We start from the raw sequence: 13,483 nt of genomic DNA, 5'->3' as shown, positions 1-13,483 counted from the left end.
CTTCACCTTCTTTATTTTACACAATTCTCAAGGAACTTACTATTGATTACGACCATCTTATCAATTGTTTGACCTTTCTATCGCCACTGACTAGTTTCAATAGCAAAATACCCGCTTCCTTATGGGAATATACGTTCTTATGATATACTAAAGAAAAAAGAAAGGAGCTTATTATGCAGCAACCACTTGCGTACCGCATGCGTCCCCGCAACCTTGATGAAGTCGTAGGTCAACAGCATTTAGTTGGACCCGGAAAGATCATTCGCCGGATGGTTGAGGCCAAGATGCTCTCTTCCATGATCCTGTATGGTCCACCAGGGACCGGAAAAACAAGTATCGCTAGTGCAATCGCCGGTTCGACACGTTACGCATTCCGCATGCTGAATGCTGCGACTGATACGAAAAAAGACCTTCAAATCGTCGCCGAAGAAGCCAAAATGAGCGGCACAGTCATTTTACTTTTGGATGAAGTCCATCGTCTGGATAAAACAAAGCAAGATTTCTTACTGCCTCATTTAGAAAGCGGAAAAATCATTATGATCGGGGCCACAACTGAAAATCCTTATATCACTATCAACCCAGCCATCCGTAGTCGTACACAGATTTTTGAAGTAAAACCATTGCAAGAATCAGATATTTTAGCCGCCATTGATGCGGCTTTAGCTGATAAAGAACGTGGCTTGGGAACAGAATCGATCCAGTTGACAGAAGAAGCTCGTCTCCATCTTTCACGAGCGACCAATGGGGATCTCCGCAGTGCACTCAATGGATTAGAACTCGCTGCTCGCTCCACGCCGCCAAGTTCTGATGGGAAAATCCATTTGACTTTGCCAATTATTGAAGAGTGTGTTCAGCGCAAAGCATTGACCCATGACAAAGATGGCGATGCCCATTATGATGTCATCTCTGCTTTTCAAAAATCGATCCGCGGCAGTGATGTTGATGCGGCACTCCATTATCTGGGTCGTCTGGTAGAAGCAGGAGACTTGGCAATCATCTGCCGGCGTTTGATGGTGATCGGTTATGAAGATATCGGGTTGGCCAATCCAGCGGCAGCTGCTCGAACAGTCAATGCTGTCTTAGCAGCGGAACGATTAGGCTTACCTGAGGCGAGGATCCCTTTAGCAGATACTGTGGTCGACCTTTGTCTATCCCCTAAGTCCAACTCGGCTTATATGGCACTAGACGCTGCCATCGCAGATATTCGTGCAGGCAATGCCGGGGATGTCCCTGATCATCTAAGAGACAGTCATTACAAAGGAGCTGAAGCCTTGAACCGAGGCGTCGGTTATCAATACCCGCACAACTTTGATGATGCGTGGGTCGATCAGCAATACTTACCCGATAAAATCAAGCAAGCTCACTATTATCAGCCAAAGGCTACCGGAAAATACGAGCAAGCTCTAGGTCAAAGATATCAACAATTGCAGCAACGAAAAAAACAGACCTAACCCTCAGCAGCCGCTTCATGGAAGCGAGAAAGGTTTTTGTCACCGTTTTCAATCTTCTTTATTGCTACTTTTGTTGTCCTATGCTACTATGAAGGTGGGAATTCTGTGATGTACGAGTTGTCCCATCTGTGTGTTGACCGAACATTTTTATTGATATATTGGGATCCGTCTTGTGTCAAAGCTGGTAACATGCCTTTTCATTTGGTAGTTCGATGCTTAGACCGTGGAACCCACCTGCTAGAATTTGCGGGATCAATACTACGGGAAAAAGAACGGCATCTACGGATATTACCCATTCTTTATTGAATGTGCCATCTGTTTTAGACAGGTGGCTTTTTTGTGCTTTTTGCTATTCCTTTAGCACTTCGCTATACTAAAACTATCTTATAAGAGAAGGACGGATTTCACGGATGATTTTTCTATTATTTTTGATTGCTGCTGTTTTGTTGTTTGGCGTCTGCTACTTACTGTTAACAAAACATGCCATTTTCTTTTCCCTTATTCCTGAAAATACTAAAAATCAAACTTTTTTGACCATTTATGGCTATCTTCATGGTATTTTAGGTATTCTTGCAATCATCGTGGCTTTTTTAGACAAAAAGTTGATTGCCCTCGTTTATTTAGCAGTGTTAATGATTACTTCTGCCTCATTCAGTTTGCTGTTTGCCCGTAAGATGAAAAAAACAGATAATTAGGTTTTTCTTTTTAGTCAAAAAGTTTTACAATAAAGATGAAGTTATCTGAGAGGAGTGTTTCATATGTTACAACAATATCAACGAATCATGGTTGCAGTAGATGGCTCAAGTGAGTCAGAATTAGCTTTTAAAAAAGCGGTCAATGTAGCCCAACGGAACAATTCTGAACTGGTACTAGCCCATGTAATCGATACCCGTGCCTTTCAAACTGTTTCTTCCTTTGATGGCATGTTGGCTGAGCAAGCGACTGAAATGGCTAAGCAAACATTGAAAGATTATGAAGACTATGCCCGTAAGAACCAAGTAACTGCAGTAAAGACTGTCATCGAATACGGTTCGCCAAAACCAATCATTGCGAAACAATTACCAGAAGATAATCAAATCGATTTAATCATGATCGGCGCTACTGGTCTCAATGCCGTCGAACGAATTTTTATTGGTTCAGTCTCTGAGTATGTAATCCGTCATGCCTCTTGTGACGTATTGGTCGTACGGACAGACCTTGACAATCATCTGCCAACAACCAACGAAAAAGAGGAAGCATAATCTCTGAATGAACCAACACATACTCAAATCAAAAACAAAAACACTCTGACAAAAAGGTTCTTGTCAGAGTGTTTTTTTCTATTTTTCACGATTTGTTAGTTTTAGCCATTAAAAAAACTGTACCATCCGTCTCAGCTCAAAATGACCTAGCTGTCTTTCTTGAAGAGGACACCTTCTGGTTCCTTCTGATCAGTATGACGTTTGGCACAGTCTCTTGCAACAAGCCTGTGGAGCAAGCTTGCCAGCAAAAAATGAAAGCAAAGTAATAGGTTATTTATTATCTAATCATGTTTCTGAATACTTGTAAAGTCTTTTTTCTGAATTTTCTGATTAAATCTATTTCTTTTTCAATGCGCTATTGATGGCGACTAGACTCAGTGAATCAACTGCCAAAATTTTCTTTGATAGTAGTTGTGCCATAGCACGCTACCAATCAACAGAACTAGCAAGACTGGACCATTCAAGAGCCAAAATGGAATCATCGTTGCTGCAAAACCGTAACCGACGAGTAACAGAATACTAAGGAGAAGTGCCACCATCATGCCGACGATCATTCCCACACTTCCGGCACCCCGGGTAAACAATTGACTGACATTGGTCCAATCAAGCAAAAGCAAGCGATAATCACGAGCAAAATATTTTAAGCATAGCAAGTAACAACCAAGTAACGTACCTAGAAAGAAAGTCGTTGCCAATAGGATCGGCATCTTAAAGAGCAAAATCGCCAATAAGGCAATCCCGCCAGTCAAAACCATTTGAAGCATTAAGCCAAATCGGAATTTTGCTTGTAAATATTTTTTCATAGACAACGGCAATGAACGAACAAACAGAAAATTTTGCTGATCCAATGAAATCAAGGTACTGATAAAAGAGGTTGGATTGACCATCATCACAGCTAATGCGATACCTGCCAAAAAGAACACTCCGCAAAAACGAGCATCCATTTGTCCTAGATCAAACGTACCGCTCAATGCAAATGTCACAATAAAAATGATCGGTGTCATCAGTGAAGTGGACAATACTTGCATAATCAAGTTGGGATCTCGAACCAGCTGGGAATTATAACTGAATAACATCTGCGACAATCCTTGCCCGGATTTCTGCTTCCGTCGCACGCTTCCATGGTCGGGCACAGCCATCGCCACCTGATCATAAAACTTCGGTAAAATAAAGAACCGAATCGCTCCTAGCAGCAACAAACAAACCACTAGAACAATAGCAAAGCTCCCGATTCCTGCAACTGCAAAGGGACTGTGCATGATATAGAAAAATGGCAGTAAAAAGGCAATGGCCCCGCGATCCATGATCTGTGTATCGTAGGAACTGGTTTGATTCATCATCAAGATCCCTACCACTACTACGATCATAGAAATTCCCAACAACAAGCTGGTCATCATTTTTTTATGTTCACGAAACAATTTTGTTCGAGCCAATCCAAAAACGATCAAACTACAAATACTAAAAACAATCACCAGAAATAATAAAAAGAGCACAATCGCTAACAAAAGCGTGAGCAGAATAAAGACCTGTGAACGCATTCCCGTTAAAAGAAATAAGACAAATAACGGAAAAACAAATGGTGCCACTGTTAAAAAGACAACAAGAATCTTGGCGGTGAAAATTTCTGCTTGCCGGAAAGGCAATGGCAAATATGCAGGCAAGTCTTGACTCTCAAAGAAGACATTAAAAATGGACGAGATTCCTTGAGAAAATCCTAGAACGCCAAAAAGAGCAACATAATAAGTGAAAAAACCTGGCAAACGGCTGAAATCCAGTGCGATCATTGTTAGGCCGTAAATCACTAAAAAAACGAAACCTGATAATACATATTGTTGGATCAAATAACGAGTCAATTGTGTCCCGCTTTTTCCTTTTTTACGGGCTTTGTCTGTGACTTGCGGATTGGCGTACCGAAGATTGACGCTTGTCAACGTCAATAACTGTCGCTTGTTCATCTGAACTCGCCTCCATTTTCTGTCAACGATGGCTCTTCCGCGCCTCTACCTGTCATTTTTAAATAGATCGCTTCCAAAGAAAGATCTGGATTTTGTGCAAGCAATTCATCGACAGAACCGTTATAAAGCAATTCGCCTTTTTTCAAAATAGCTAACTGATCACAAAGCTGTTGGGCAGTATCCAAGACATGCGTCGAGAAAATAACCGTTTTGCCTTTCGCAGCATGTGCTTTCATCATTTCTTTTAGATCAAACGCTGCCTGCGGGTCTAATCCCTGCAAAGGCTCATCTAAGATCCAAATATCCGGATCCGGCAGTAATGCTCCAATTAGAATGGTTTTTTGCCGCATACCATGGGAAAAACTGGCTAGCGTTTCTTCTGCATGCGTCGTCATATCAAATAACTGGCCCAGTTCATTTAAGCGTACCTTTTTTTGGGTTTCCGGTACTTCATAAGCAGCTGCGATCAAATCCCAATATTCTCCGGCGGTCAACTGCAAAAACATGTCCGGTGAATCCGGGACATAAGCAATCTGTTTTTTTATTTCTTCTCGGTATTGGGCTAATGCTTTGCCATCAAAAACGATTTCGCCACTCGTCGGCTGTAAAATACTAACTAGACTCTTGATGGTCGTTGATTTTCCCGCACCATTATGTCCTAAAAAACCAAAGATCTCACCTTGCTGAATCGTCAAAGAAAGGTCCTTCAATGCTTTTTTTGTTCCGTACGTTTTACTTACATGTTTCAATTCAATCATTTACTATCCCCCTTAGAAATAAGACTTAACGTAATTTTACGTGAATAAACAGAAAATTTAAAATGTTTATTTACATTTTAAATGAAAAAAGTTGACAGGAATCAGCAAAACAAAGATAATTATAGCAATTTAGGGGAGTAGCACATGGGTTTTTCCATGATCATAGATCAACAGCAAGCGGGAATCCGCTGGTCTATGATGTTTCTTGCAAGACCTAAGTGGCAAAGGGCCTCTTGGGTCTTTTTGCAGTTCAATTTGGAGGGAAAATCTATGAGTAAAATGAAAAAATTAACCGCGGGAGGCCTTTTGGTCGCCATGGGTGTGGTCTATGGAGATATCGGGACCAGCCCACTCTATGTGATGAAAGCAATCGTTGAAGACAACGGCGGGTTGAAAACACTCTCCCCGGACTTTGTATTGGGAAGTGTCTCCCTCGTTTTTTGGACTCTGACTCTGCTTACCACGATTAAGTACGTCTTAATCGCTTTGAACGCGGATAATCACGGTGAGGGCGGAATTTTTTCCTTATACACACTTGTTCGTAAGCAAAGCCGCTACTTGATCATTCCGGCAATCATTGGTGGCGCTGCGTTATTGGCAGATGGTGTACTAACCCCTGCCGTCACTGTCACGACAGCCATTGAAGGGTTGCGGGGCATTCCGATGTTTTATGATCATTTTGGGAATGATCAATCCATTATTGTTTGGATTACATTAACGATCCTTTTCGTTCTTTTTAGCCTGCAACGCTTTGGGACAGAATTCGTTGGGAAAGCATTTGGACCGATCATGCTTGGTTGGTTTACTTTTTTGGGGATCGTCGGTTTGATCAACTTTTCCGGTGATCTGTCTGTCATTCGTGCGTTGGATCCCCGTTATGCCATCGGGCTGCTGTTTAGCCCTGATAACACCTCAGGTCTGTTCATTCTCGGGAATATCTTTCTGGCAACCACTGGTGCTGAAGCACTATATTCCGATTTAGGACATGTGGGCAAAAAGAATATTTATGCCAGCTGGCCTTACATCAAAATCTGTTTGATGCTTAATTACTTAGGTCAAGCTGCTTGGTTATTAAAGGTTTATCAAGATCCTGCCTATCAACAGATTGAAAACCTAAACCCTTTTTTCCAGGCTTTGCCTCAAGGTTGGACCGTTTTTGGCGTCGGCTTTTCTGCGTTGGCTGCAATCATTGCCTCCCAAGCTTTACTTTCCGGATCTTTCACGTTAGTTTCGGAAGCAATCAAGTTGCGTTTGTTGCCGCGGATGCAGATCATGTATCCTGGTTCTTCCATCGGACAAATGTATATCCCCGCGCTTAACCTGATGCTGTGGATCGCTTGTTCCGGTGTCGTTCTCTTATTCCGGACATCCACGCGAATGGAGGCCGCTTATGGTTTAGCGATTACAGTAACTATGCTGATGACCACAGTCTTGTTATATTTCTTTTTGCGTCAATTCAAAAAAGCGCGATTTATCGCTCCATTTATTACCTTATTTTTTGCAGCTATCGAAGGCATCTTCTTCATCTCGAGTGCCGCAAAATTTTTCCACGGTGGGTTCGTTGCGGTTTTGATGGCCGCTTTGATTATCGCCATCATGCTCATTTGGGAATGGGGCAACCACATTCAAGAACAAGCTGCCGAAGAAGTTGACTTGACCGAATACATTCCCCAACTACAGGAATTGCGGAATGATGAGACATTGCCATTTTCTCAGACCAATGTCGTCTTTTTAGTTCCTAAACTGCAAGGAAATACGATTGGCCGTCAGTTTATTTATTCGATCCTTGATAAACGACCGAAACGCGCCAAAGTTTATTGGTTTGTGAATGTGGAAGTCACAGATGAACCTTATACAAAACAGTACGAAGTCTCGATGGCTGAGACAGATTTCATCGTAAAATTGAAACTCTACTTGGGCTTTCGGGTTTCTCAAGAAGTCAATGTCTACATCCGACAAATCATTCAAGAATTGATGAAGGATGGTCGCTTACCAAAACAGCCGCAAAAATACTCATTGACCCCGGGACGTCAAGTTGGCGACTTCCAGTTTGTTCTGATCGAAGAAGAGTTGTCGAATGTCACCTCATTAACCCGATGGGAGCGGCAAGTAATGTTAACCAAACTCTTTATCAAACGGCATACTACTTCTCCGGAACGTTGGTTTGGACTCACTTACAGTGACGTGGTCCATGAGACCGTTCCATTAGTGATTGGGCAACCGAAGGCAAGTAACCTTTCTGAAATTGTTCCAGTCAAGAAAAAACTAACTGACTAATTGCAAAGTAAGGTCACTTGCGGTACACTATTGGCAAATAAGCAAAAGGAGGAAACACCATGATGCGCATGACTAAAATAACATGTAACGTCAACTATCAGCGTTACCATATCGCATTTAGCCATGCAATTGGTTTTACAAAAACCGTTTTAGGGACGAGTCTGTCTAAAACAGTTGAATATTCGTAAAATCAATGGCCATCTCAAGGTGTTTATCTCGAACAACATCAGATAAAAATAACACAGGCCATGGATTTCCATGGCCTTTTTGAGTGGTCTCAAGGAGTGAGATCATGCTAATTCAAGCAAATAAAATCAGTAAAAATTTTGGCGGTACCCCGCTATTTGAACAATTAACTTTCCAAATTGATCCCGGTGAAAAGATTGGTTTAATCGGCATCAATGGCTCTGGTAAGACAACATTATTAGATTTATTACTCGGGACCGAGAAAAACGATACTGGAACGATCAGCCGACGTAAAAGTCTTTCTATTGGTCATTTGGCACAAGAATTTTCGCCCTCTTCAGAAACGGTGCTGACGTATTTACAAACCTCTTCCCCCCGACTGCAAGAGATAAGTCGCAAGATGCGACGTTGTGAACAACAGATGAGCGATCCTGACGCTGACTTATCGAAATTATTGGACCGCTATGGTCAATTACAGCTACAATTTGAAGAACTCGGTGGCTATCTGTTAGAAGACCGGATTCTTGCTAGCTTAAGAGGATTGGGAATAGCGCAGTTGCAAGAAACTTCTTTGCAGGCGTTAAGTGGTGGGGAGCGAGTCAAAGTAGAACTAGCAAGATTGCTGTTGACAGAGCATGACTTGCTTTTACTGGATGAGCCCACGAATCATCTTGATTTAGCTAGTCTTCATTGGCTGGAAAACTATCTTATCAATACGAAAAAAGCATATATCGTCATCTCTCATGACCGCGCTTTTCTGGACAAAGTGACGACTAGGATCTGTGAGATCGAAGATGGTCAATTGATTTCTTATCCGGGAAACTATAGCCAATATCGGTCATTGAAACAAGCTCGAATCGCAGAACTGACTAAGAACTATGAGCTGAAGCAAAAAGAATGCCAGCGGCTTAAAGCGATGATTCGCCGTTATCGCCAATGGGGGAATGAAGGGGACAATGAGGACTTTTTCCGTAAAGCCAAAGAAATTGAAAAGCGTTTAGCGAAGATCACTCTCGTCAAGCCCCCGCTGCCTCCTAAAAAAAGGATACGCACAGTCAATCAAAGTGATCGAACAGGCAGAGAAGTCTTTATCGCCCGAAATATCGGTAAAGTCATGGCTGATCGGCTACTCTTTGAAGACAGTAGTTTCTCGATTTACCGTGGTGATCGCTTAGCGATCATTGGTGAAAACGGCACCGGTAAGACGACCCTGATTCAGCTTTTGTTAGGTACTTTGGCGCTTGACGCGGGAACGATCAAATCCGGCAGTAATCTGCAGATCGGGTATCTGCCTCAAAAGCTCTCATTTTCTAATCCCGCTATGCGGGTCCTATCCTTTGCCTATCAGTTCATAGGCAATGAACAATCTGCACGACAACAACTGGCACAAATCGGTTTTTATCAGGATGATGTCTCAAAACGCATTCAGGATCTTTCTGGCGGTGAGAAGATTCGCCTTTATCTGCTGAAACTTTTTCATAAAAAAATCAACGTCCTGCTATTAGATGAGCCTACCAATCATTTGGATATCTATGCTCGTGAAGAAATTGAAGAATTGATTCAGCGCTTTGGTGGTACGTTAATTGCTGTGAGCCATGACCGCTATTTTCTAAAACAAACTTTCCAAGACATGCTGTTGATCCGCGACCAGCAGGTCATGCGGCAGCCCATCGACTGGCAGGCTCTTTAAGAAGATCACGTTCGTTTTTTTCACCATAAGGAATCGTATATCAGAAAAATCAAATAAAAATAGCCGCAGGATAAGAGAACTGGCAGACCTCGTGACAGGGTGACGAGGTGTTGTTCGTACACTGGAACACTCTCAGTCCCTGCGGCTATTTCATTTGTTTAAAAGACGCGAATTAAAAGAGTGTCAACTGCTGGTCTTCAAAACGATGGATATAGGCAAAGACTTCTTCTGGTCGATAAAGAATTTGATAGGTTTGGCAGAATGCACAAAAAATAGCCATTAGCTTTTGCTGATTCGGACTGTCGCAAACATACCGATCGCCAAAAGTTTGCTGATACTTTTCCTTCATACCAGGAAAATCACGGTCTAGTTGCTGATAAAAGTATGCGCGATTTCCTTCCCGCATCGTCACCCCAAATCCAAAACAGATGATGCCTTTCACTCCCGCTTGGCGACAGTAGTCCAAAACCCCCAACAGATTCTCCTCGCTGTCATTGATAAAAGGAAGAATAGGTGATAACCAAACAACAGTAGGAATCCCTGCTGCTTGAAACGTCTTAAGCGCCAAAAAACGATGATAAGTGGTAGCGACTTGTCGTTCTAATTTTTTACATAGTGCTTCATCATAAGTCGTTAGAGTCATTTGAACAACTGCTTTCGTTTGCTGGTTGATTTCTATCAGCAAATCCAAATCTTCCAACACACGCGTTGATTTGGTCAAAAGCGCGACACCAAAACCGTTATTTTTGATTACTTCCAGTGCTTGCCTCGTTTGTCTCAAACGCTGTTCTGCATGAACGTAAGGATCTGACATAGCACCGGTAACGATCATGCAAGGCTGTCGGCGCTTCTTTAATTGCTGGTCCAAAATCGTTATTGCTGCTTCTTTGATCTCGATATCCTCAAACCGATGCGCCATCTGATAGCAGCTGCTGCGACTATCACAATAAATACAGTCATGTGTACACCCTCGATAGAGATTCATTGTATTGTTTGGTGAAAGAATTGTTTTATAGCGTCGCGTGTGCATTTAACCCCTCCTACAGAACTTATGTTCCCATTTATTTTCTCATAACTTGACTAAAAGTGCAAAAAAAGACTTGATCTTTTTCAAGATCAAGTCCGTTGATTAGTGAATATTCCCAATCAGCTTACGAATCGGTTTTCTTGCCATGTAAAGAATAATCCCTACGACTACTGCAACACCACCGACAATGCCATAATAAGCCCCTTCTGTTTGCGGTGTATAGAAACGAGCAATCTGAGCATTGATCGCTTGCGAAGAAGCATCTGCTAATAGCCAAATAGCAAGAGTTTGGGCTTCGAAGGCTTTTGGTGCTAATTTGGTCGTTACAGACAATCCAACTGGTGACAGACACATTTCGCCAGCAATCATGATAAAGAAACTAAAGACTAGCCACAATGGGCTTACCCGTTGATTGACTCCGAACAGCATACTTGGGAACATCAACAAGACAAAAGACAAACCTGCTAAAATCAAACCAATTGCAAATTTCACTTCCGTTCTAGGTTGTTTATTGCCAAGTTTCGTCCACAACCAAACAAATACCGGTGTCAACAACACGACAAACAATGGATTTAGTGTTTGATACAGACTCGCCGGAATCGTGATCCCAAACAACGTATCTTGTGTCCGATCGGCCGCAAAAAGTGCCAATATTGATGACCCTTGTTCTTCTAGGGACCAAAAAACGATTGCAGATAAGAACAAAGGAATATACGCTAAAACTTTTTTCTTTTCATCCGGTGTCACATCACGAGAACGCAACATTTTAGTAAAGTAGTAGATCGGCAAAAATATTCCTAAGATACTGATGCAATTGATAAAGAAATCAACGGTCAGATAGCCCATCGCAGCTGCACCGCCGAAAACCACTGCTACAAGCACTAGTACGATGATAACGTTACGGAAAAAGATTTTTTTCTCTTGCGCAGATAATGGATTAGTTGGTGTCGTTGCAACATCTTTCAACGTTGTCTTCCCTTGAACATAATATTGCACCAAACCAATGAACATTCCGATAGCTGCTATTGAAAAACCTAAATGGTAATTGACGTTTTGTCCTAAAATACCCACAATGATCGGTGCTAAAAGTCCACCAATATTGATCCCCATATAAAAGATTGAAAATCCTGCATCTCGGCGCACATCTTCTTTCGAATATAAGTGGCCGACCATCCCTGACACATTGGACTTCAACAAACCTGTTCCAATAACGATCAACATCATAGAAACAAATAGTGCAGCAATACCAAGAGGCGCTGCCAGAACAATATGTCCAAACATAATAAGGATCCCGCCATAAAAAACGGATTTGTTCGATCCTAATAAGCGGTCAGAGATCCATCCGCCAACGATACTAGACATATAAACGAGTGAACCGTAGATTGACATGATCGCTACAGCCGTTGATTTAGGTAGGCCTAAGCCACCATTTGTTACAGCATCATACATAAAGTAAACTAAGATGGCCCGCATGCCATAGTAGCTGAATCGTTCCCACATCTCAGTGAAAAATAGTGTCGACAACCCTCGCGGCTGTCCTAGGAAAGTCTTTTCTTTTTCCATACTTACTGGCTCCTTATAAAAAACAAATTTAGAAATTTTTCTGAAAATTCACAAATGCCAGTTTATTCCCGTTTGGCTTCCTTTACAAGGTTATTTTGCTTAGATTATGTTTTGTAAAATGGCGATATGCTGAGTCGAAAATGAGAGTTTTTTACTAGATACTAGGAAATCACTGATCTAACAACCTAAAAAATTGTACGTTAATTAAATAACATTTTTTATCGATTAAAATTATTTTTACCGTTTTTTTATTCTAGATTCAAGAATTTGTTAATAAAAATAACCTGATTTATCACATTAATGTTTATTCATACACTTATATGCTGAATCAGACGATTTTTTATTCAATGTTCTTTGTTATTTAGCAGGACACAGCCTCTCTCAACATCTGGCAGAACATTTCCACCGACTGGGCATAAAGAGCAGCAATTGTGAGCTTTCCTCTTTTAGTCTAGGCTTGCTTACTGTCTCAGTCAAATCAAGTGCATTGGGCGCCTATGTATCAGCGGCATTCCCTAACGAAACAATCCTTAGTTTCATAACAGAGCCCAATAAATCTCGATTTTTTTTGCTCCCTTCTCAATTGATGTCTAACATTTCATGTCAATGATTCACACCATGATCGGTACCGAAGTCCTATTTATCTTTACTGAACACAATTCATCAAATCAGAGCCTATCTTGTTGAACTTGTTCTTAAGAGTGATAACAACGGCGAGCAACAGCTAATCACTGTCTTCGATGATTAGCTGCAAACTTAGATTCGAACGAAGAAGTTGCAGAGCAGCCCACAATAAAGCTCAGTTTAACAGGATCCAGTCTCCTGAGTACCATTCGCCACTAAGCGGGAAGCTTTTTTCAAGGTGTTACTTTTTTTTGCATCTTTGCTTAATGATACTTAGTAGTTGACAGTCCATCTACTAAGTATTATTATGTAGCAGTACTGAGTAATACTAGGTATTGAGACAAATGGTTTTTGAGAGGATGAGCGATGTGAAAGGAATGACTGAATTACTAAAAGGTGTGCTAGAAGGTGTCGTGCTTCAAGTCATCCATAACAGCAAAGAGACTTATGGCTATGAAATCACGAATACACTGATCGAATTAGGGTTTCAAGATATCGTCGAAGGCACCGTCTATACGGTCTTACTCCGTTTAGAAAAAAAAGAATTGGTAACTGTTGAAAAAAGGAAATCTGACCTTGGACCGGCAAGGAAGTTTTATCGTTTGAACGCAAATGGGGAAATTTACCTCCAAGATTTCTGGAGTAAATGGACGTTTCTTGTAGATCAGCTAGATAAAATCAAGCACGAGACACTTTTCAATCAGGAATGAG

Annotated in this window: 11 protein-coding genes and 1 other RNA gene; 8 read left to right on the top strand and 4 right to left on the bottom strand. The window is 41.5% G+C overall.

Features of this window, described 5'->3' with window-relative positions; all coding sequences use genetic code 11:
• Positions 1–173 precede the first annotated feature (173 nt).
• The 4 genes from IGJ45_RS01335 to IGJ45_RS01320 all read left to right on the top strand — a co-directional run bounded on the left by IGJ45_RS01335 (position 174) and on the right by IGJ45_RS01320 (position 2,692).
• On the top strand, positions 174–1,451 hold the full coding sequence (locus IGJ45_RS01335; RefSeq protein ID WP_005472852.1) for a replication-associated recombination protein A: 1,278 nt from the start codon (positions 174–176) through the stop codon (positions 1,449–1,451).
• Positions 1,452–1,548: 97 nt separating this feature from the next.
• Positions 1,549–1,743, top strand: a non-coding RNA gene (gene ssrS / locus IGJ45_RS01330) — 6S RNA.
• Between the two features lie 118 nt (positions 1,744–1,861).
• Entirely contained in the window at positions 1,862–2,146 is a 285-nt protein-coding gene (locus tag IGJ45_RS01325; protein WP_003128458.1) for a hypothetical protein, read from the top strand.
• Positions 2,147–2,209: 63 nt separating this feature from the next.
• Positions 2,210–2,692, top strand: a complete 483-nt coding sequence (locus IGJ45_RS01320; protein WP_003128457.1) for a universal stress protein — start codon at positions 2,210–2,212, stop codon at positions 2,690–2,692.
• Between the two features lie 374 nt (positions 2,693–3,066).
• Here IGJ45_RS01320 and IGJ45_RS01315 read toward each other — a convergent pair whose 3' ends face one another.
• Both IGJ45_RS01315 and IGJ45_RS01310 read right to left on the bottom strand, forming a co-directional pair.
• Positions 3,067–4,647: a hypothetical protein gene (locus tag IGJ45_RS01315; protein WP_003128454.1), complete on the bottom strand. Its 1,581-nt coding sequence runs from the start codon at positions 4,645–4,647 to the stop codon at positions 3,067–3,069.
• Entirely contained in the window at positions 4,644–5,405 is a 762-nt protein-coding gene (locus IGJ45_RS01310) for an ABC transporter ATP-binding protein (protein WP_003128453.1), read from the bottom strand. Before IGJ45_RS01310 ends, IGJ45_RS01315 begins: the two co-directional genes overlap by 4 nt.
• 270 nt (positions 5,406–5,675) lie before the next feature.
• Between IGJ45_RS01310 and IGJ45_RS01305 the strand changes: the two genes are divergently transcribed.
• The 3 genes from IGJ45_RS01305 to abc-f all read left to right on the top strand — a co-directional run bounded on the left by IGJ45_RS01305 (position 5,676) and on the right by abc-f (position 9,558).
• Positions 5,676–7,682, top strand: a complete 2,007-nt coding sequence (locus IGJ45_RS01305) for a KUP/HAK/KT family potassium transporter (protein WP_409531533.1) — start codon at positions 5,676–5,678, stop codon at positions 7,680–7,682.
• 59 nt (positions 7,683–7,741) lie between these two features.
• Positions 7,742–7,870 (top strand): hypothetical protein, encoded by a 129-nt coding sequence (locus tag IGJ45_RS01300; protein ID WP_005472862.1) that lies wholly within the window; start codon positions 7,742–7,744, stop codon positions 7,868–7,870.
• 104 nt (positions 7,871–7,974) lie between these two features.
• Positions 7,975–9,558, top strand: coding sequence for a ribosomal protection-like ABC-F family protein (abc-f, locus tag IGJ45_RS01295; RefSeq protein ID WP_138371448.1), 1,584 nt, complete (start codon positions 7,975–7,977; stop codon positions 9,556–9,558).
• 172 nt (positions 9,559–9,730) lie between these two features.
• On the opposite strand, the gene IGJ45_RS01290 is transcribed toward abc-f, so the two are convergent.
• A complete protein-coding gene (locus IGJ45_RS01290; protein WP_242387264.1) occupies positions 9,731–10,588 on the bottom strand; it encodes an SPL family radical SAM protein in 858 nt (285 codons plus the stop codon).
• A gap of 99 nt (positions 10,589–10,687) precedes the next feature.
• On the bottom strand, positions 10,688–12,148 hold the full coding sequence (locus IGJ45_RS01285; protein WP_003128449.1) for a peptide MFS transporter: 1,461 nt from the start codon (positions 12,146–12,148) through the stop codon (positions 10,688–10,690).
• A gap of 992 nt (positions 12,149–13,140) precedes the next feature.
• Here IGJ45_RS01285 and IGJ45_RS01280 point away from each other — a divergent pair.
• Positions 13,141–13,482 carry a PadR family transcriptional regulator gene (locus tag IGJ45_RS01280; RefSeq protein ID WP_005472869.1) on the top strand — a complete coding sequence of 114 codons (342 nt, stop codon included), beginning with the start codon at positions 13,141–13,143 and terminating at the stop codon, positions 13,480–13,482.
• Position 13,483 lies beyond the last annotated feature (1 nt).

Source organism: Enterococcus sp. DIV0574 (genome assembly GCF_051711125.1).
In the GTDB taxonomy this organism is placed as follows: domain Bacteria; phylum Bacillota; class Bacilli; order Lactobacillales; family Enterococcaceae; genus Enterococcus_D; species Enterococcus_D gallinarum.
Note: the sequence above shows the minus strand (reverse complement) of the source record. Positions and strands in the feature narration are given on the sequence as shown.